Annotated in this window: 19 protein-coding genes and 1 pseudogene; 10 read left to right on the top strand and 10 right to left on the bottom strand. The window is 38.9% G+C overall.

Annotated features, from left to right (window positions below; all coding sequences use genetic code 11):
* Positions 1 to 232 precede the first annotated feature (232 nt).
* The 8 genes from RSJ42_RS06445 (at position 233) to RSJ42_RS06480 (ending at position 8,226) form a co-directional block, all read left to right on the top strand.
* Entirely contained in the window at positions 233 to 1,336 is a 1,104-nt protein-coding gene (locus RSJ42_RS06445) for an acyltransferase family protein (RefSeq protein ID WP_048048161.1), read from the top strand.
* Between the two features lie 140 nt (positions 1,337 to 1,476).
* Positions 1,477 to 2,835: a right-handed parallel beta-helix repeat-containing protein gene (locus tag RSJ42_RS06450; protein ID WP_048048162.1), complete on the top strand. Its 1,359-nt coding sequence runs from the start codon at positions 1,477 to 1,479 to the stop codon at positions 2,833 to 2,835.
* A gap of 334 nt (positions 2,836 to 3,169) precedes the next feature.
* Positions 3,170 to 3,484 (top strand): hypothetical protein, encoded by a 315-nt coding sequence (locus RSJ42_RS06455; RefSeq protein ID WP_048048163.1) that lies wholly within the window; start codon positions 3,170 to 3,172, stop codon positions 3,482 to 3,484.
* 568 nt (positions 3,485 to 4,052) lie between these two features.
* Entirely contained in the window at positions 4,053 to 4,223 is a 171-nt protein-coding gene (locus RSJ42_RS06460) for a hypothetical protein (RefSeq protein WP_155400539.1), read from the top strand.
* A gap of 682 nt (positions 4,224 to 4,905) precedes the next feature.
* Positions 4,906 to 5,160, top strand: coding sequence for a hypothetical protein (locus RSJ42_RS06465; protein ID WP_048048064.1), 255 nt, complete (start codon positions 4,906 to 4,908; stop codon positions 5,158 to 5,160).
* A gap of 539 nt (positions 5,161 to 5,699) precedes the next feature.
* On the top strand, positions 5,700 to 7,241 hold the full coding sequence (locus RSJ42_RS06470; protein WP_048048063.1) for a lipopolysaccharide biosynthesis protein: 1,542 nt from the start codon (positions 5,700 to 5,702) through the stop codon (positions 7,239 to 7,241).
* A 467-nt stretch (positions 7,242 to 7,708) separates the two neighbouring features.
* Entirely contained in the window at positions 7,709 to 7,846 is a 138-nt protein-coding gene (locus RSJ42_RS06475) for a hypothetical protein (RefSeq protein WP_155400540.1), read from the top strand.
* Positions 7,843 to 8,226, top strand: coding sequence for a response regulator (locus RSJ42_RS06480; protein WP_048048061.1), 384 nt, complete (start codon positions 7,843 to 7,845; stop codon positions 8,224 to 8,226). Before RSJ42_RS06475 ends, RSJ42_RS06480 begins: the two co-directional genes overlap by 4 nt.
* 118 nt (positions 8,227 to 8,344) lie before the next feature.
* Here RSJ42_RS06480 and RSJ42_RS06485 read toward each other — a convergent pair whose 3' ends face one another.
* The 3 genes and pseudogenes from RSJ42_RS06485 to nifH all read right to left on the bottom strand — a co-directional run.
* Positions 8,345 to 9,634, bottom strand: coding sequence for a nitrogenase component 1 (locus RSJ42_RS06485; RefSeq protein ID WP_048048060.1), 1,290 nt, complete (start codon positions 9,632 to 9,634; stop codon positions 8,345 to 8,347).
* Positions 9,631 to 11,091, bottom strand: coding sequence for a nitrogenase component 1 (locus tag RSJ42_RS06490; protein WP_048048059.1), 1,461 nt, complete (start codon positions 11,089 to 11,091; stop codon positions 9,631 to 9,633). The genes RSJ42_RS06485 and RSJ42_RS06490 overlap by 4 nt, the downstream gene beginning before the upstream one ends.
* A gap of 105 nt (positions 11,092 to 11,196) precedes the next feature.
* Positions 11,197 to 12,009, bottom strand: a pseudogene (gene nifH / locus RSJ42_RS06495) (nitrogenase iron protein); the annotation flags it as partial.
* A gap of 84 nt (positions 12,010 to 12,093) precedes the next feature.
* On the opposite strand from nifH, the gene RSJ42_RS06500 reads away from it, so the two are divergent.
* Positions 12,094 to 12,249: a hypothetical protein gene (locus tag RSJ42_RS06500; RefSeq protein WP_155400541.1), complete on the top strand. Its 156-nt coding sequence runs from the start codon at positions 12,094 to 12,096 to the stop codon at positions 12,247 to 12,249.
* Between the two features lie 164 nt (positions 12,250 to 12,413).
* Positions 12,414 to 13,256 carry a hypothetical protein gene (locus tag RSJ42_RS06505; RefSeq protein WP_155400542.1) on the top strand — a complete coding sequence of 281 codons (843 nt, stop codon included), beginning with the start codon at positions 12,414 to 12,416 and terminating at the stop codon, positions 13,254 to 13,256.
* Positions 13,257 to 13,404: 148 nt separating this feature from the next.
* Here RSJ42_RS06505 and RSJ42_RS06510 read toward each other — a convergent pair whose 3' ends face one another.
* From RSJ42_RS06510 to RSJ42_RS06540, 7 genes are all read right to left on the bottom strand, one after another.
* Positions 13,405 to 14,886 (bottom strand): YHS domain-containing protein, encoded by a 1,482-nt coding sequence (locus tag RSJ42_RS06510; RefSeq protein ID WP_048048056.1) that lies wholly within the window; start codon positions 14,884 to 14,886, stop codon positions 13,405 to 13,407.
* Between the two features lie 410 nt (positions 14,887 to 15,296).
* Positions 15,297 to 16,094, bottom strand: a complete 798-nt coding sequence (locus RSJ42_RS06515) for a PKD domain-containing protein (protein ID WP_080932900.1) — start codon at positions 16,092 to 16,094, stop codon at positions 15,297 to 15,299.
* A 751-nt stretch (positions 16,095 to 16,845) separates the two neighbouring features.
* Positions 16,846 to 17,616 (bottom strand): DMT family transporter, encoded by a 771-nt coding sequence (locus RSJ42_RS06520; protein ID WP_080932901.1) that lies wholly within the window; start codon positions 17,614 to 17,616, stop codon positions 16,846 to 16,848.
* Positions 17,613 to 17,783, bottom strand: coding sequence for a hypothetical protein (locus RSJ42_RS06525; protein WP_155400543.1), 171 nt, complete (start codon positions 17,781 to 17,783; stop codon positions 17,613 to 17,615). Before RSJ42_RS06525 ends, RSJ42_RS06520 begins: the two co-directional genes overlap by 4 nt.
* Positions 17,784 to 17,839: 56 nt before the next feature.
* A complete protein-coding gene (locus RSJ42_RS06530) occupies positions 17,840 to 18,874 on the bottom strand; it encodes an ABC transporter substrate-binding protein (RefSeq protein ID WP_048048072.1) in 1,035 nt (344 codons plus the stop codon).
* A 49-nt stretch (positions 18,875 to 18,923) separates the two neighbouring features.
* A complete protein-coding gene (locus tag RSJ42_RS06535; protein ID WP_080932902.1) occupies positions 18,924 to 19,745 on the bottom strand; it encodes an ABC transporter permease in 822 nt (273 codons plus the stop codon).
* Between the two features lie 4 nt (positions 19,746 to 19,749).
* The gene (locus RSJ42_RS06540; protein ID WP_048048052.1) at positions 19,750 to 20,658 is read right to left on the bottom strand and encodes an ABC transporter ATP-binding protein; all 909 of its coding nucleotides are present in this window, start codon (positions 20,656 to 20,658) and stop codon (positions 19,750 to 19,752) included.
* Between the last annotated feature and the right edge of the window lie 712 nt (positions 20,659 to 21,370).

Genomic DNA, 21,370 nt, shown 5'->3' on the forward strand with positions numbered 1-21,370 from the left:
CTATTATTTTTATAATCCACCGAATATAGAAAGTTAAATTTTTGATATCATTCGTTATATTTATGCAAAGGATAAAAAGAAAGTAAATTTATATCTTTCTTAAAATTCTAGATAATTTGAGATTACGCATTATGTAGGCAAATTAAATACATACAGGTCAAAGGTGCTACAAACTCAATATAAACAACGAAATATTATTATATTGTAAACACTGTTAACTATATGGGTTAATATGAGACTTCATTGGATTGATGCCTTAAAAGGAATTGGGATCATGCTTGTGGTGTTTGCACACCATAGCCTACCTGTAGCTCTTGATACTTACATATTTTCGTTTCACATGCCGTTATTCTTTTTCATTTCTGGATTTCTGTTTGACTTCGGAAAATATGCAGAATCAGCTGCAAATTTTGTAAAGGGAAGATTTGAATCTCTTATGGTTCCTTACTTCTTTTTTGCATTAATTACCTGCTTGTTTTATTTTTTGCTGGATATGGCATTCCAGCCAGGAGTCACAAATATTGACTTTTTTGGAAACAGTGCTCTTTATGGAATCTATTCAATTCTGTACGCATTGGGTCCTATGGTTTCTTATAATCCGCCTCTCTGGTTCCTGAGTTGTCTTTTCGTAACTGAGCTTCTTTTTTATGGGCTTGCAAAGAAATTCTATGCAGAACCAAAAAAACTTGTGTTGTGGCTTACTATTGCAGGTGTGATCGGGTATCTTTATTCGATCTACGTGCCTTTAAGGATACCGTGGAATGCTGATGTGGCACTCTCTGCTGTAGTCTTCTACGGTGCTGGAAATCTATTTAGAAAAATCACAGAACCAGAAAAAGAATCAGAGTCAAGTCTTAAGTTGAAATTAGAGTCAGGAATGCCAGAAAGATTTTCCATTAAAAAATATCTTCCTGTAATTTTTATCCTTCTCAACATACTTTATCTTGGATACTTACTGGAATTTCCGACTGCAAATAAGATCAACATGAACGTGCTTAAATATGGAAACTTCTTTTCGTTTTACCTCCTTGCTTTCTCAGGAATATTTGCTTTTGTTTACATTTTCAAAAAAATTGGGAGCTCAAAAATATTAGAATATTACGGGAGAAACAGCTTAACCGTACTTGCACTCCACTTTCCTATTAAGGATGTCCTGACAAAGCTTTCAGTTCTCTTTTTTGGGATAGAGCTTGAGTGTTTCTATTGCAAAACCGCTTTTGCATTGAGCTTAACCGCGCTTAATCTTCTTCTCTTAGTGCCTGCAATTTATATCATAAATAATTATTTGCCGTTCATATTGGGAAAAAGGGTTCGTATTCAGGGTTTGAAGACATGAAAGCTCATTTCAAGAAATCCTTAGAGTGATTGTGTGTATCCAGTATAGAAAGTGGTATGTAAGCAGCAAATAAATTGTCACCTCTGTAAACTGAATAGAGATAATAACATCTACGGTAAAGATGTATTTGAGGACGGGAAATGGGCGAAAAAATACAAATTAGCAAATGGGGAACTCAACGAAAAATAATAATTATCAGCTTCTTCCTTATTTTTTTAATTGCAGTTATAATCTTCTCACTATCGGAACCTTCTGGTAAGGTTGTGTATGTAACTACCAATAAGAGTGGAGATTTTGTGTGTGATGGTATTGAAGATCAGGTTGAGATTAATAAGGCTCTTGCTTACGTGGCAGAAAATCCTGAGTATACAACCGTTCATTTGGAAGGAAACACTACGTATGTAATCTCTGACAGCATTCTTATTGGAAGCAATACAATTCTCGAAGGGGATTCCACAGCTGTAATTAAACTTGAAGATAAAGCAGGTTGGCCAGTAGAAAAGGCTTTAATTACACAGATGGACAAAACTGGAAACAATAATATTATTATAAGGGGGTTTGAAATTGACGGAAATCATGACGGCAATGCAGAAAAGAAGAGAGGAGCAGGATATTATAATCTGATTCATTTCACCGATTCAGAAAATATAAAGGTGTATGGTCTGTACATGCACGACAGCCACGGAGACGGGTTGAAGGTTACAGGCTGTTCAAACATTCAATTTTACAATAACAGCGTGTATAAGTTAGGTCATGATGGTCTCTACGCAATTTATTCTTCAAACATAGAAGCCTGGAATAACAAAATAACATGCAGGACAAATAGTGGCCTGAGAATTTATGAATCAAATCATGTAAAATTTTACAACAATACCATTAACTCCGAAAGAGAGGGAGGAGCAGGTATTGAAATTCAAAAAGATGGTTCTTCAATGGCCATGGATGATATAGAAATATATAATAATCTGTTTTATGAAACCAATGCAGCAGGTATCTGGATTACGGGTTATGGGTCTGAGTATTCTAAAGATTCTGCAAAAGAGATATACATTCATCATAATAAATTTTATAAAACAGGCACCAATCAAGGCGCGGATTGGGCAGGAGGTATTGTGCTTAATGGCTTCCAGAGCACTCTCATAGAGAATAACCTTTTTGATGGATGCTATGGTGCAGCTATTGCCCACAAACAGGTTATGGATGAATTTTTGGCTCCTGGTTCAGGATACACAACTCTTGTAAAAAATAATATAATAATTAACACTCAGACCAGCCATACGGCCGGAAAAGGTTATGCCATCTTTAATAAGTTAAACAATACACACTCTTTCATCGTGGAAAACAACTGCCTCTCAAACAATGCCGGTGGAAGCTACATATACGCAAACTCCACATCCGATATCAACGTTGAGAAGGGATATGTGGATCAGGTGAGTAAGAATGAATCTATGAAAAAAGATTTTCCATGGCTTGAGGCATTATCTGCAGGACCTCAGTGACATTATTTCAGTCATTCCGTCTCAACAAAGGCTCTGAACTCTCGTGAAAAGTATAAGGTCAATATCGAGTCAGTATTTTTCTTGAGGATAAATTCAGGCACTTTTTGCCGTAAAAAAGAGGTTTTAATAATAACAAAGAGTATCGTATATTGGCATTTCAGGTCTCAAATATTTCTCAAGGATGAAGGCTGAAGGAAATTCAGGTGGGCATTCAAGTCCACGGCAGGACAATGCCTGTATTCAGAACCATGATAATGCACAGCAGTTATATTTCTTTTAATTTACAGTTGATAGAAAACAAGCAAGAATTCGTGGAACAGGAAAGTGTTATGGAATGTTTACTACTAAATTTACTACTAAAAAATCTAACCTTAACAAAGGTTATCTTGAAGGAGCTAACCTTGAAAGAACTGAGTTAAAAGCTATGGAAAGCGAAATACTCAGGCATCTATATGAAATTGGAATGCTTGGCATAAACGAAGGGTGGGAAAAACAATCAAAACTGGATAAAAATGCAGTCGATAATTTATATCATGCTAAACTTGTGGACAAAAATATTTCGAAGGGGCTTGTACGCCTGTCAGAACATGGTGTGGGTGCAGTGTTATTTGGGTTTCGGAACGCAGACAAAATTTCTAATATGCTATGAGAAGAGTTGATAGTATGAAAAGTAAGGCTTTGTACTCCTTACGACTTTCTGTAAAGCCCATAAATAAATCACTTGAGGTTTTGCCATTTTCCACCAAATTCCTTTATTTTCAATAATATTCGATAAAAATACTTTTTTTACAAAAAAATTTGTTTAAATCCAGTTAAAATTAGTTTAATACAATTTTATGCCAATAAATTTCATTAAAGAGATTATTAATCTTGTGATCTAGGAAAAACCCCAGTTTAAATTTTCAATACATAATTAATATTTATAATTTTATGCACTTTTCTGTAATAAATCTTACCAAACATGACTTTTCTAAAAATAAATATTACTATTTAAGTTCTCATCATGGATTCAGTATTCAACACCATTTGATGGTGACATTTTAAAGGCATTTGATGTAATCTTTTGACCAAATAAACGCTTATATGCCATTTTTCTGCTTTTAAAGCATTTTTATAAATTTTGGCAAAACCTCACTTAATTTTATAGTATTTTTTGATTCTGCTTGATATATCTTGAAGTTGCGCATAATTTCCGGAAATTTCATTTGATTTAAGTGGTGATAAATCTGACAGATGAGATCGATGAAATTATGGAGACTTATCAATACCAGATGGACCATGTCAGGATAAGTAAAGAAGAAATTAAGAAAAGATTAATCAGGGCAAAGGAAGTAGAAGCAAAAGAAAATGCAGAAGTTGCAGAAATTGAAAAAAGCATTCAACCTTGACTTCAAAATAATAAAAAACGCTTTATGAAAATAAAGCTTTATTCCTGTTCTTTATGGTTTTATTATTTATCTGACTTTATGGAAGAGTTTATTTCGAAACCAATTCCATTTCCCGGATAAGCAAGTGTTTTAGAATTTTACTTTTTGACCAGAAGTTCTACAGGCTATTCCGAATTCAAGATTAAGAAAAGAAGTGTTAATTTTCGGGATAAGTTCTATATCAAAAAAGTAGAGTTAATCCTGCGAACAGGATCCACGTTGTTTTTCAAGTTCTATTACAAGCAATCTTTCGAAATCTGCGGAATCAAGATAATCCGCACCGTAAATAGATTCAATTTTTCTCATACAAATACATAATAATTCGTAAATGATATAAATCTCGGCTTAGCCGCAAATTTTGCCGTTTTTTACCGGTTATCTCAAGAATTGATAAGGAGTAACAGGTATCTCAAAAAGTGTACTCTTTTGTACGAGTTACACACAACAGTCTGTTTTCAAAAGTCTCCCTCACAAAATCATTTTTTTCGTATCACAGAATCGAGATGTTTAGAGCACATATATTAGAGGACCTTCGAGGCATTTTTTGCCGTAAAATGTGAGTATTTATATCTGCAACGAATATTTTTAACTGTCGCAATGCGCAAATAATTAACTTTTACAAAATATTGAAAAAGGTACAAACATGGATATAATTAACATTGAAGAACTGTATCTGAAAGGTAAAAAGCAATCCGGTTTAACTGGTGTAGTGCCCGAAGAAGTAGATAAACTGGTGCTTAAGCTTTTTGATGATGCATATTATCAGGGTCTTCAAGGTTTATCTCTTGAAGAATACATAGGTGCGCTTATTATTGCAGGTATTTGTGTTACAGTACCAGAAGAACAGTGGAAATATACAATACCTGTAGTTAATGAGTTTGTATATAATAATTTGTAACCTTTGCTTTCTTCGATTAGAAAATATGCTTCCTTTAAGATTTTTGCAGTTTTGGCAGTGCGCCAATTTTTCTGTAAAATTAAAAATTTTAGGAAGCTTTTGAGTAAAAAAATTCAAGATCAGTAGAGTAGTTTCACACAGTATCCAAAAATTGACTTTAAATTTATAGCAAATTCTCGACACTGCCTGATATTGACTTGTCCGTCTAAATATTCCTTTAGTCCGCCTAAATATTCCTTTAAATTTCTTACGACTAATTCTTGCGTTTTTCCTGAGTTTCAACCCTGAATGTATTATATTGTATTATATTAACACCGTTAACAATATAAATTTGTAAAGCAATTTAATTGTAAGACAGGAACTAAAGTAAATAAAGAGAAAAATATACAAACTGATCACATTAAACCTGAAAAGCATAAACCTTCCTGCCGTGAGAGCCCACCAAAAATATTTGAAAAGGTAAGGGAGCTGGTAAAAAACGAGTCCTGCAGGTGAGACGGGGAACTGAAGCTATAGGTCCTTAATGGGGGATACAGGATATGGATGAGACGACAATAAATGCAGCAAAAAAAAGATTTGGTAACAGTAACAAGAAAAGCTTTGCTTTCGATGTGCTGACACTTACAGGCGGGACAACCCTTGCTCAAATTCTCACCATTCTATCAGTTCCTGTTTTAACCCGCTTATACCAGCCTGAAAATTTTGGAGTATGGGCCCTGTACAGTTCCATTACCAGTATTATCAGCGTTATAATATGCATGCGATACGAGTACGCCATAATGTTGCCTGAATCGGACGAGGACGCCATAAATCTCTTAGGAGTAAGTTTCCTTGCAATAGGGGTTGTAACCGGCTTGACCCTGGCAATAATATGGTTCTTTAGAGAGTCTATAATAAGTATTTTAAATTCTCCTCAAATAGGAAATTACCTCTGGCTTGTACCCCTATTTGTTCTTGTAAATGGAATATTTCTTGCCCTGAATGGCTGGAATTCAAGGACTAAACTTTTCAGGAGATTGTCATTTTCAAGAATATCGAGTTCTGTTTCGACCATTGCAACACAGATAATCATAGGAATATTTGACAAAAAGAGCCCAACTGGCCTTATAACCGGCAGTGTTACCGGGCAGTCTGTCGCAACATTTATACTTGCGGGGCAGATCTGGAGAGATGATAGAAGCCTCATCAGAAAAAGCCTCAACTGGAAGAAAATGTATGAAGTACTTAAAAGGTATCGTAAATTCCCGCTTGTAGATTCATTTTCCGCCCTTATGAATTCGATCTCCTGGCAACTTCCGGCTTTCCTTCTTGCAGCTTTTTTTTCTCCTGCAATCGTCGGTTTTTATTCCATTGGATTCAGACTTCTTCAGATGCCAATGAGTTTAATTGGCAGTTCGATTTCACAGGTATTTTTCCAGAGAGCATCAAGAGCCGCATCCAGCGGAAATCTTTCCGTACTTGCAGAAAATGTATTCAAAATTCTTGTAATAATAGGTATGTTTCCGATATTAGTCCTTACAATTGTGGGGAGTGATGTTTTTACCGTGGTTTTCGGAAAAGCCTGGGCAGAAGCAGGGATTTATACCCAGATCCTTGGGTTCTGGGCTTTTGTCTGGTTCATCTCATCTCCACTCACCGGAATATACCTTGTAGTTGAAGAGTATGATTTTGGTTTTCGTTACAATTTTATTAACCTGGCTACACGTTTTCTTTCGCTCATTATCGGCGGTTTTTTAGGAAGCGCACGCACAGCCCTTATTCTTTTTTCAATATCAGGAATTGTGGTATATGGCTACATGTGCCTGAAAATGATGTCTTATTCCGGAGTAAAGATTTCAAGGACCCTGAAAATCGTATTCTCAAATTTTATTCTTTTTATTCCTGCAGGAATTATTCTTGCTGTCCTGGAAATCCGAGAAACAAACCCGATTCTGATTGTTGCCTTTTCCGGCGTGCTTATCTGCTTCTATTACCTGTATATTTTGAAAACCGATACAAATGTGAAAAAAATAATTAGAGAATTCGACCTTGAGGGAAAATCACTGAAAATTTCAATCTTAGGGAAGGTTCCCAAATCCTGATAATGATGACAGTTGTGCCTTTTTTCCAGGATTAATCAATAACTCACGATTTTTAAGAGGTAAATACAAACTTTTTTAATTTAATTATTTGGTAGTTTCCAAGGTCTTTTCAAAGATAACTATGCTTTATTTTTTAGGCGATTTTTGCCATAATATGCAGTATTTAATATTTACAATGAGTATTATAAACTGTTAATTCACAATTGTGAATTAGCATTTGTAGAATAATAGAAGGCTACATAGTTGTAGACCAATTTCGCTCTACAACTCGAATATTTGAGATGCAGTTCAAGGGTATGAGGATTCAAAAAAATGAATCCAGGAGATATAAACAGAAAAATCAGGGAGGTGATATTTACCTTTGAAAAGATGTTCGAAGCCTCAATATTCCAAATTCAGTGACAAATACAAAATTAAGACGAACTAAAATCATATTGGGGAAAAATCATATTGGGGAGATGGTCCAAATGAGTTACAATAATATCTGGCTCAAATTAAACAACTCCAAGGATACGATGTTAGAGGCTTCTCATCAGCCTGGAAAAGGATATGCACTGATAGATATAAAAACCAAAAGCCAGTACCTTACGGAGTTGCGTTCATGAGAGTACTGCTCATCGACGATGATCCCTTGTTTTTGGAGCTATCAAAAACCTTCCTGGAAGTTTTCCACGATATAGCCTCTGATGCTGTGGATTCTGCCGGGGAAGCGCTCCAGAAGCTGGAAAAGGACTCCTATGATGTCGTAATTTCAGATTATGATATGCCTTTTATGAACGGAATTGCCTTCCTGAAGACTATCCGCAATAAAAATATAAAAACTCCTTTTATCCTGTTTACGGGAGCAGACAAAGATAAAATCATATGCCAGGCAATGGAAAACGGTGTAAGTTCTTATATCCAAAAAAATGGAGATCTAAGAGCCCTGTATTCTGAATTATCAACGCAAATATGGCAGATTATTAATAGCTATGCAAGTTATTAAAAAGTACTCAGTTGCAGGGTTCAAAATCTAATTTTTAATTGGTAATTCCAGACATTTCGTCTATAAAAAATATTTGCAAATTAAAAAAAGATAATAATTAAAAACAAAAAAATTATGGTCACGTGCCAGAAATAAGCATCGTGCTCAGTTCTTCTGCCAGAGTGACTGCACCTCTATATCCGGAATAGCCTTTTGAAAGTACTACCTGGTCATATAGCGGGAATGTAAGCGGGAACGTCGATATTCCGTATTTTTTACCTTCTATCTTATCGTTTGTGCTCCCGAAAACCACATTGGGTTTATTTTCCTTGATATTCTCCCAGATTTTGTAATTGTCAGACTCGAACAATACAGTCGGATCCAGGTCATAATCAAGCTTTGAAATGTTCTCTCTTATCGACTCTCTTAGATTCTCCTCTGGCTGGTCTGTGACGGCTATTAATCCAGGAGTCAGGCTAAGGTCATTTGCAAGAAACTTTGTTATCCCCACGGCATATCCGGAGTCTGCTATTACCGCAAATTCCTTGTTGGATAATGCGAAGACATGCGCCTCTGTGAACTTAAGGAGGTACTTCCAGAATGTATTTTCCTCCTCTTCAATGACCTTTTCCACCTTTTCAAGATCCAGATGCAATGCTCTTGCTACTTCTCTCAGAAAATTGCTGGTCTCGGAACCGATAGGTAGTGGATATACAAGGTAAGGCACACCGAACTTCTGCTTAAAGTGATCAGCCACGGCGATGCCGGTGTTTGGAGACAACACAATGTTCAGCTCCACCTTTGAAGCATTCTTTATTTTATCTACAGTGTCACCATTTCCGGATAAATTTACTTTAAGACCGATTTTTTGCAGCAGACGAACTATCTCGTTAATATTGCCCTGCCAGAAAGCATCCATTAGAGGCACAATGCCCAGGAGATTAACAACTCCCTTTGTTCTTTTTTTCGATCGGACCGTAAGCTGGTCAATCATCGATTTATAAGCGATATCGTATCCCCTATATGTATCACCTTTAAACCCTGAAGTTTCTGCGAATATCACAGGCTTATCGCTGCCTGAAAACTCATTAACGACTGCCCTTATGTCGTCGCCTATAAGTCCGACCGTACATCCTGATATTACGAAATAGATATCAGCATCGATGATCTCCAGTGTGGTTTTAATCTGTTCACGTAAGCGGTCTTCCCCTCCGAAAACCACCTGCTTTTCAAGTGTATTTGTAGAAGGCGTTGCGTAGCCGCACGCATAACCCTCATACTGATAACCATGTCCCAGATTGCCGGTAAATAGTGCCATTCCACATCCTGGGCCAGCATGTATAATTGGGGCTGCCCTATCCAGGGAATTCACCAGATCCAGAGCCCCGCCAAGAGCACAGGTCGTCCTTGGTGCATCTATGTAGCTCATTTGTTACCACCTATATATTTAAAGGGGCTTTGCGAATACCAGCTCTCGCGGTATGGTAGATTCACTCTTGCCGAAATCTTTCTAGCATAAGCCGGATTTCTTAAAGATCTTACAAGTTCCTTGCCAAAGCTTATCGCGCCTTCATACCCGACGTAGAGGGTACCCGGAAGCACCGGCGCAACCGGAATTCCCTGCCTGATACCAGTACTGCAGTACTCGATACCGCCCACCAGAACATCAGGTTTTTCTTTTGCCAAAAGGTTAACCCACTCAAAATGCTGAAAATTGCCTATCTGTAAAGTGAATTCTTTTTTGCTGCGGCGGTTGAGGTTTTCGAGGGGTTCGAGACCATATACATCGCTGTATTCCAGACCTGTACTGACAGCAGTCTCCATTCCAAACTCCTCTATCAGGCTCTGGATAGCCAGAGTCCGGGCTAAATTAAAGCCGACAAAAGCTCTTTTGTCTTCAAGTTTTGACCTTATTTCCCTGAGTATCGGTGCAGTTCTGGCTTCTTCTTCCTCGATCACCTTTTCGATCTCTTTTTCTTTGCCGAACAGTTTTGAAGTTTCCCGCAGCCACCAGTTAGTAAACTCAATTCCAACAGGCATTGGGGGCTCAACATAAGGTATACCATATTTCTTCTCCATGTTTATCAGGAAAAGATTGCTCATCAGGTTACAGAGGGTACTCGCACCTGTAACTTCGGACGCGCTTTTAATATTAGCCACGTCTGTAAATAAGGGGAAATACTGAACTTTTATTCCGGCTTTAGCCAGGAGGCGTTCGATTTCAAGTTCATTAACATGGGATATCGTAAGAGGATTAACTACAAGCAAAGTGTCTTTTTTCTTTTCCTTTGGAGGCTCTATGGCTCGCATAAGTGCTACAAGGAAAGTATCATATCCTGTGGCAACAGCTCCGGATCTGAACCCTTCGCACTGCATCGGTATGATTATTCCTTTAACCTGTGGCTGTACTCTATTAATGACAGCTTCGATATCGTCACCTATTATCCCGGCAGCGCAGGACGATATCACTGTGATGAGTTTCGGATGATATCTGTTTTCGGCTTCCAGGATAGCTTTCTCGAGCTCGTCTACTCCGCCATAAACAACTTCATGTTCCCCAAAATTAGTTGATATGGTTTTGACAGTATCTGATGACTGCCCTCGAATTGCTCTTTCCGTTTTATGGATGAGCAGCACTCCAGGTATCATGGATGAGCAGCCTACCGGAGAGTGTGCTATGACAACATTATCATTGATCATAGCCGCATTTAAAAGAGGCATCATTTCATCGCAAGCTGATGACTGTGAAAAGCTCCTGTCTCTATTCTTCAGGCAGCCTTTTCTCGAGCACTGCACCAGATCTTTTCCGCTCCCTCCAAATGCGCATACTGTACCGAGACGCTCTTCGCGAATTGGAACAACGAGTTCTGATTTACTTCTGATCATTTATTTTTCTCCTTAATTCCCGCTGGAGATCTCCGCTTCCTGTGCCAGATAGTTGAGCCTGCAGCCCGGAGAGATCTCATCTTTCTGTCCCAGCAAACTGTCAGACCACCTTTCAGCCCATTCCTTTAATTGTTCAGGCTCCAGAGGTGAAGGCACGTACTTTTTCCTGTTTTTGATAATGGTTTTTGCCAGTTTTCGATACACAGTAGCCTGTTCCGAATCCGGATCAGCCTCTATGACGGTCTTTCCCAACAGCTCGGCTCTGGTAACAGATAGTGATCTGGGAACGAACTGTGCTATTGTTGTCCCGGTATTATTGCTGAAGTCTTTCACAATGTCTTTCTGGATAGTTTGATTGATCGAATTGGCGATTATTCCGCTAAATAAGGCACCACCGCTCGCTGCGTACTTCTTGATTCCCTTGAAAAGATTATTAGCAGCATAGATGGCCATAAAATCAGACGATGAAACAGTATACACCTGCTCAGCAATCCCTTCACGGATAGGCATAGCGAAACCCCCACAGACCACGTCCCCCAGTACGTCATAGATTACAACATCTGGTTTATAGTCCTCAAAGACGTTCCGGGATGCGAGCAGTTCAATAGCAGTGATGATACCTCTTCCCGCGCACCCCACTCCGGGCTCAGGACCTCCTGCCTCAACACAGAGTATATCATTAAATCCGTTGTGAACTATCTCATCAATTTCCACTTTCCGGTTTGTGCGCAGTGTGTCGAGTATTGTTGGGATAAACGTTCCTCCGCGCAGAGTATTCGTGGAATCGCTTTTCGGGTCACACCCGATCTGCATGACATGATATCCCTGTTCGGAAAGGGCAGCACTGATATTTGATGCTGTGGTCGATTTACCAATACCGCCTTTCCCATAAATGGCAATATTTCTGGTCTTGGTCATATTATCACCCGGTTAATCAAGATATGCTATCGACCCATCAGGCAAGGACAGAGCATTACAGGACTTCTTGGATTCGGGAAGCTCATGAATATTATGGATACAGGGCAGCTGTTCTTACTGGTAAGGATCGATACGCTTTTACCAGATATTGTAAAGCGTGAATTGTTAAATATGGTCGGAAATGAGCAAAAACGACCATATTATTCAGATAATTCAAAAAAACAGGCAATAATTGCTTGAATAATACTGATTTCCAACACTGTAAAACATAAGTCTCAATTCCTTAACTAACCTTTATAATAAAACTTTTATTGAGGATTATTTTACCTTAATCTGCACTTATATATACTGCAATAACAATACGCCGGAAAAAGAGTTTTACCGGGCAGCCCGGGGAGAAAATATTGTTTTCTATGGCAACAAGCCTTAAAATCCGGATTATCGCTTTCATAACGGCATGTATTTTGATTTTCGGAATAGGAGTGGGATATGCATTCCTGCACTCAGATGGAACATCTAAAAGCCTGCCTATATTGAATATGGCAGGACAGGAGATTACTATTAGTGAGTACAGGGATGCTGCAGACCCTGACTTTAATACGCTTATCATGTTTCTGTCGGAAGACGCTACAGAGGATAAGGACTATGTGTACCCTGTTTATACATGCGGGGATTTTGCTTCACGTCTCCATGACAGCGCTGAAAAACGCGGCATAAGGTGTGGTATTGTCGGGGTAAAGTTCAAAACAGCTTATGAAGAGAACAGATCGGAAATATTAAACAATGGTTCCCATTATCTGCCTGCATACTCCAGCTATGATGCTTGCAGAGGGCATGCTTTCAATGCCTTTAACACGACTGATCGGGGGATAGTTTATGTGGATTCTACAGGCATCACAGTTGAAGAAAAAGAGATGGGAAATAAACCCTATGATATGATAGTCTATGCCAGAGAAGGTGAGGAACTTGGGGAGATACGAGTCGACCAGGTGGAAAGTCTCGATTACTCTTATTATAAGCTTAAGGAAGGACAATACCTGAGATACCGCAGTACTGTTGAAAAATATAATTACGCTGCCGAGATCTTAAACCGGGAGATTAGGGAAAATAATATCAGTGCCAGCACTGCGATAAATAAAAAAAGAGAACTTGAAGCTATGAGGTTAAATCTGGAACAACGCGAAGAATATAAATGGATCATTGTAGGACAATTGGGCGTTATCGACCATCTTCAGGTATTCTGGTAGTGTTAGTAATTATCTTTTCTCGGTCGTGTCGTGAGTTATTGAGCAATTCCGAAAAAGCAAATATATCCCCTTACATGTAGGGAAATGCAGAGAGACTCTTCTGCTTATTTTTTTTCAATAACTCACACCCACTACCCTTTCCTAAGTTTCATTCTGTGGTCTCGGAACTTATGTACTTTTCTGGATTCGCGTTGAATTTCTCCTTACAGGAAAGAGCGCAGAAATAATACGTTGTTCCTTTATACTCACTCTTGAATTCTGCTGTTCTTTTATCGATTGTCATCCCGCAAATTACATCTACTACACTTGATGATGCAGAATCCGTATTATTAGTTGTTTCTGGCGTTACTTGTTCAGAAGCTTCCTCAGTTTCATTTTCTGTGGCTACAGTTGATGCCGTAGAATCCGTACTGTTTGTAGCCACTGCTGTTGCTTGTTCTGAAGCTTCCTGAGTTTTATTTTCTGTAGTATTGGAACTGTTTTCTGTTGTCTCGGAATTTTCCTGAGTCTCATTTTCTGTAGTCTCGGAACCTATGTATTTCTGAGGATTTGCATCGAATTCATTCTTACAGGAAAGAGCACAGAAATAGTACGTTGTTCCCTTATACTCACTTGTGAATTTTGCTGTTCTTTTATCGATTTTCATTTTGCAGACTACATCTACTACACTTGATGACGTAGAATCCATATCATTAGTTGTTGCTGACGTTACCTGTTCTGAAGTTTCTGCAGTTTCATTTTCTGTGGTCTTGCAATTTTTCTGAGTCTCATCTTCTGTTGTCACGGAATTATTTTCTGTTTTTTCGGAACCTAAGTACTTCTCTGGATTTGCATCGAATTCCTTCTTACAGGAAAGAGCACAGAAATAGTACGTTGTTCCCTTATACTCACTTGTGAATTCTGCTGTTCTTTTATCGATTTTCATTTTGTAAACTACATCTACTACAGTTGATGATGTAGAATTTGTACTTTTTGTAGCTAATGATGTTTCTTGTTCAGAAGCTTCCTGAGTTTTATTTTCGGTGATCTCTGAATTATTTTCTGTTGTCTCGGAACTTATGTATTTCTCCGGATTCGCATCGAATTTTTCTTTACAGGAAAGAGCGCAGAAATAATACGTAGTTCCTTTGTACTCACTTGTGAATTCTGCTGTTCCTTTATCGATTGTCATCCCGCAAATTACATCTACTACACTTGATGGCGTAGAATCCGCATTGTTTGCAGCTACTGATGTTACCTGTTCTGAAGCTTCAGGAGTTTCATCTTCTGTTGTCTCGGAACTTATGTATTTCTCCGGATTCGCATCGAATTCCTCCTTACAGGAAAGAGCGCAGAAATAATACGTAGTTCCTTTGTACTCACTTGTGAATTCTGCTGTTCTTTTATCGATTTTCATTTTGCAAACTACGTCTAGCACAGTTGATGACGTTAAATTCGTATTCTCCTTTGCTAAAGGCGTTACTGAAGGTGCAGATTTCGCTACAGATGTTGTAGGTAATGCCGCAGTTGTTACTTGCTCTGAAGCCTTCTGGGTTTCATTTCCTGCAACCTCTGCCTTTTCGAAACAACCGGCTGCGGAGACAACAGCAACAACGGCAAGAAGGATTGCCATGATTTTTAGAATCTTCATAAATAAAACCTTAAAGTTCTCTTCTGGTTACATTCATTAATATAAAATTACGAGATATACTCAAAATCTAACCGGAATCAAAGAGATCTGCAGTCCATTGACTATCCTTCCCAATATCTCAACATTCATTTATTGTTTTGAACCATTGATGAAAAACCTGCACGGTGAGAAAAAAAGAGAAGCAGAGTGCAAGTATGTGGATTTTCTGGATAAACATTGGCTTATTATTGATGGGTCACCAAATTTTCAAAGGAAAAAAGGCATGCTCTCAAAGACCTTTGATCTCCAAGAGCCTTAAGTTTTTTCAGTTATCCTCTGGTACAAATATAGAATATGAAAAAACTATTTCTCCTTTATTTCACCTTCAGGACCGCAGAAATTTATGTGATTTCCGGATTCTCGTCAATTCCTTAGGAATTTATGTAATTCTCAGGATTTGCGTCGAATTTCTCCATACAGGAAGCAGAGCAGAAATAATACGTTGTCCCATCATACACACTTGTGTATTTTGCTGTACTTTTATTGACTGTCATATGGCAAACTGGATCTGCTGCAGTTGATGTATCTGGAGTTGTAGCAGTGTAACTTGCTGATTCATCGATTGCTGTATTCCCTGCAGCGTCCGAAGCAGTAACGGAAATTGTATGAGTTCCTTCCTCTGCAACAATATTTCCTTCCCAGATATTTCCACCTGTATTCACCAGGGAAATTCCAGAGGCTGTAACTGAACTAATTCCAACATTGTCAGTTACATCAACAGTTACAGTGATTAAATCGCCAGTTTCAGGTGCAGTACTGCTTAAACTGACTGAGTTAATTACAGGAGCTTCCTTATCAGGAGTCGATGCTGCGTAAACGGTTATATAATTATGTTTCCTTATTTTATCGGTACCTCCAGCATTCTTAACCGTCAGGCTAACAGTGTATTTTCCAGCTTTCTTGTATGTATGTTCAGGGTTCTGATCTGTTGAGGATTTTCCGTCTCCGAAATTCCATTTCCATGAAGTTGATGTTGATATTCCTGTACTCTCGTCAGTAAACTGAACTTTCAGTGTAGCATCTCCTGATGTAGTAGATGCTGAAAAAGCGGCTACAGGGGCTTCAATGGAATTTACTTTTGTGTAATCTTTTGCGGGGGCTGCAAGTGCAGTTGCCGATAATAATATTATGCTGATTAATACAAAGGACATTTTTTGTTTTAGATTCATATAATCTCCTTCATTTGTAGTTTTTTTGATTCAGCATTCAGAAGGTATATTGTAAGTAATTCAGAGGATTTTTTAGAGAATTTCTGGAGGATTTCAAGGACAAAAACATCTTGAAGTGCTTTCCGTACTCCTATATCCAGGAAATTCTCTAGGATACGAAATCGTATCCACCGAAGAGAATTTGATGGCCAGAAGAGAAATCCATCATTTGAAACGATTCTTACCAGACATCCTGAAATTTTTTTATCATATATAGCTCGGCTTGATCTGTCCCGGTTTCAGGGTGCCTTCTGCCACAAGCTAATCTACCCAGACTATCAATTGCCTGAGTACATCTAATCATGGATAGGCGCCGGTAATATATGAAAATAGATTTGCCAGCAATTATGGTCTCAATTATTTGTCTTTTTGATTAATTGAGGCAAATTCCATTTAATCAGTTTTTTAATGCTTTAGCTCAAGCCTTTTTTACAAAAACAGCTCAATTATGAAATTTAGGCTTTGTAGAAATTCTAGATTATCTGGATATTATAAAAAAGGGTTTAAATAAAGTGCAATTTCCATTTTCCACCACAAAAACGTGGGAACACATAAATCCCTAAGTATTTGTAACGAAATAACTTAGGCAATGAATTATTTAGTTGAAATTAAATCAGCCTTCTTGCTCGCGAAAGTCATTTGACACATTCTTAAATATTGCCTAAGTTATTTCACCATAGATCCTAAGGCTATTAATCTAAAAAAAGAAACCTTAAGTATCGAGAGGTACTGACCGCCTGTATGTGCAAATACTCTTGCTTTCTGCTTTATATAACCCGGTGATTATCAGGAGACTTCCTACAAGTGTATACGCTGTAAAAGATTCTCCAAGCAGTACAGCCCCAAGAAAAACACCTGAAAGTGGCGTAATATAAATTGTCATGGCTACTGTTGAAGCCGATAATTTATCCAGGCTGAAGTTATACACCAGAAAGGCGATCAAGGAACAGCATATTGTCAGAAATCCCAGAGATTCCCAGGTAAGCGGTGTAAATTCAAACATGGAAGTATGCGGAGACATCAGATAGAAAGGCAGGAACTCTATAGATGCAAACAGAAAAACATAGCTCAACACTGTAAGGGCGGAATATTTTTCGCTGATCTTCTTACCCATGACGGTGTATAATGCCCAAAAAAAAGCCGATGTCAGAGCAATAATATCACCTTTCAACTGCGCGGATAGCTCAAATCTGCCGTTTGTAGTTATCAGTGCCAGTCCTGCAAATGCAATGGCAACACCGATTATTTTGTCCTTTGAAAGCTTTTCTCCTATGATCATAAGGGATAGTAACATCACTGCGAAAGTGGACAGACTGGATATCATAGTGAAATTGGTGACTGTCGTATGTTCCAGCGACCACGCTTGAAGGAAAAGTGCTGCTGAGATACCTATCGTAGCAAGAAATGCCATATATGGCACATCTTTTAAATCAATAGAAAGCCCCTGTTTACCCTTCAATAATAAAGTTACTGCGATTATCATAGGTGTTGACAGGACGAACCTGAGCGTTCAATATCCAGGGTGTCCAGCTGAGCATATGCTCCCTTTACAGCAACACCGGAAGCTCCCCAGAAGATATTTATGATTATCAGGCCGGCAATGAGCCATGAAAGGCTCCTGCCCTTAACATTCATCTGTTTTTCAAACATAATATCAAAAAAATAATTGATGGCCGGAAGAGAAGAGCCATCATTTGAAACGATTCTTACCAGGAATCCTGGAACTCTTTTGTATACAGGTCACCTGGATTGATCTGTCCTGGCTGAAGTGTGCCGTCGGCCACAAGCTGGTCTATCCAGACCTGCAACTGTGTTTCATTAACAGCACCGCTACTGCTGTAATAGTGTGCAGCTGCTTCGTCCAGACCTATCGCTTTTGCAGTTATAATGGCAGCTTCATCGCGATTATCGTTGGACCAGACTTCTGTGGTCTTATAACCTTTAATGAACTTTCTGACCGTGTCCGGATGCTCCTTGATGAAATCTTCGGTAAAGCAAAGCAGAGTGTTACCTCCTGCGCTGCCGAAAGCTTCCTGACTTGTGGTCAAAACCCTGACACCACCGTGTTTTTCCGCCGCAAAGTAGAACGGAGGATGCAGCACCGCAACATCAATCAGACCCTGCCTCAATGCCTGTTCCTGCTGCGGGTCGGGTATCACGACATATTCAAAGTCATCTTTAGAGAGCCCATTGTCCTTGAACCACTTATTGTTCTGTGTATCAGCGCAAATACCCAGTGCCGTTACGGCTATCTTGGGCTTATGGCCCAGTTTTTCCTCTGTCAGGTCCGAAATATTCTTGATACTGCTGTTTTCCATAACCAGCCAGTGCATGTGGGTCTTGCTCAGGTTGCCATCAGTCGGCTCATCCCCACTCTGGGCAACTGCAATCACAGGTACTCCGGCAAGCCTCAGGTTTATCAGATCCTGCGGGTCGGCGTCAAGTACATCTATCTGCCCGCTTACGAAGGCATTGTTTCTCTGGGTAGATGCAATCTCACCTACGTCAACAAATTTCACACCGGATTCGTTGAAGAAACCTTTCTGTACACCTACGACCCACGGCGTTATGGTACAATCCTTATTGACACTGGCCTTTAACTTATATTCCTCATTGTCCGCCTGTTTATTTCCGCTATTTAAAAATATGAAACCTGCAGCCACAATAATGATTATTGCCAGGACGGCAACTGCCGCTAATACCGGCTTATTTTTCGGTTTTTTATGATTAACATCACCCATTGTATATCTCCAGAAGTTTTTAAGATATTGATCACTACTATCATCAAGATTAGATTACAATAGACTCCTTCCACTTCACTGAGCGTTTTTCCAGCTCCAGCATAACATAGTTTATAACGATACCAAGCAGAGCGACCGTGACAATGCCGGCATACATCTTTGGGATCTGGAATGTGCCCTGTGCCTTGATTATCATGAATCCAAGCCCGGAATGTGCCCCTATCATTTCCGAGCCAATGAGCATGAAAAATGCGAATCCGGCACCCATACGTATGCCTGTGAAAACTGTCGGCAACGATGCCGGAAGCAGTACCTTCCAGAACATTTCAAGTTTACTCAGCCCTGCTGTCCTTGCCATTTTTATTAATACCGGGTCAACATTCTTAATGCCGGTAACAGTGTTGAAAAGTATTGGCCACTGGCATACCCAGTAGATGATGGCTATTTTGGATATCTCGCCAATGCCCAGAAGTGCCATAAAGACCGGGAACAGTGTAAATGGATTAGCCTGGCCAAGAACCTGCAGTAACGGATTGACCGATGTTTCGAATTCCTTAAACCATCCCCCAAGAAGAAATCCCAGCGGCAATGCTACCAGGAGAGCTAACCCGAAACCTATAAACACCCTGCTCAAACTGGATAATGTATGTGTTATTAACTCTCCTGACAGCGTCAGGTCTACCATTGAGGAGAAAATTACTGACGGTGGAGATATAAACAATATATTTACCAATCCAATCCTGGGAGCTATTTCCCATATAAGCAGGAATATGATGATAGCTATCGATCGCTGAAAATATGACTTAAAGAGGTCGACAATATCGAAGGCTGAAGATCTGTGGGTAGTCTCTGAACTGGCATTGCTTTCCATTGGATCACTCTGACCTTGTGTCTAAAGGTATCGACAGGACAGGGGCTTTTTTAATGCTTCTTGAATCTGCAGGAGTGCAGTCCTCAATCGAGCTTTTGCTGTATTTCTGTGCCTTGACCACTTCTTCCTTTAAAAGCTCCCATAGTTTATGTCTGGTCTCTATGAATTCACGGGTTATCCTTACATCATTCGATAACCGGCTTTTTCGAGGAATTGGAATATCAATAATAGTTTTAATGACCCCGGGCCTGGCAGTCATGACCGCAACCCTGTCAGCAAGAAATACTGCTTCGTCGATACTGTGAGTTATGAAAAGTACGGTCTTTTGAGTCTGGTCCCTTATCTTTAAAAGATCTATTTGCATGACCTCCCTGGTCTGGGCATCGAGGGCTGCGAACGGCTCGTCCATCAAAAGTATTTCTGGATTTATGGCGAGAGCCCTGGCAATTGCGACCCTCTGTTTCATGCCTCCGCTCAGTTCATACGGAAATCTGTCCTCAAAACCTGTTAACCCGACTAGAGAGAGGTATTTTCTTGCTATTTCTTCCCTGGAGTTTTTTTCGACCTTTTTTGCCTCAAGCAGAAAAGAAACATTATTCAGGGCGGTTCTCCAGGGAAAGAGTGCAGGTTGTTGAAAAACAATAGCTCTGTCAAGGCCAGGACCTTCAACCGGCTTACCGTCAATCAGTATTTCCCCTTCATCAGGTTCTGTGAGCCCGCCGATAAGGTCAAGAAAGGTGGATTTCCCACATCCGCTCGGTCCGAGAATAACAAAGAACTCTCCAGCTTGAATGTTAAGATTCACACCGTCCAGCGCATAAAACTTTGGTGCGGAAGCATCTCCTTTATTGGATGTTTTTGCATTCCGGATTTTGAATGTTTTTTTAACATTTATTGCTTCAATATTATTCATTATATCAACTACCGACGTGTCTTTGATCAGGGATTAAGTGTCGGTAATATATGAGAATAGATTTCTGAGCAATAATGGTCTCAATCGTTTGTTTTTCAGGTGAATTGAGGCAAAGTCAATCTAAACAAATTTGTACTGTGTTTAAAATCCAGATTTGATTTTGTTTCAAAAACAATTATTATAAAATCCAAATTTTTGTTTAAATCGTTGAAAATAAGTATTTATATTCACAATGCGAGTAGCAAAAAATTCAAGCTAATTTTATTTGCTTTTCCGTCGAAAAACACTCCTTTTCTTAAAAAACATATCGACAACAATTAAAACATATTGACATCAATTAAATCATCAGAAAAAAAAGGAGGTGAAGTTTAATGAGCTTAATTAACAACAATAGGAGAATAATGATCCGGTGGGACGTGAAACCCGGGAATGGACCGATGTGCGATGCTTTAACCCTCTTATCATGTTTATACCTGCTTTAATTCACTTTTCCTTCTGTTTTATATCTCTTTTGTTAGACAATTAATAATAACACTTGCTAATACTTGAATCTATTTTTTGAAGTAAAATCTGCCTGAATAAATTTTCTTTGCTTGTTTATAATCCACAAAATAATGAGATTTTATGGAAATTACATTCTACGTCTCCTGCCTCGAAAAAACTACTAACGTGTAGAATACCTCGAGACAAGAATATTCGTTGTAGTACCCCT

The sequence above is a fragment of the Methanosarcina hadiensis genome (assembly GCF_046529725.1).
GTDB classification, from domain to species: Archaea; Halobacteriota; Methanosarcinia; order Methanosarcinales; family Methanosarcinaceae; genus Methanosarcina; species Methanosarcina hadiensis.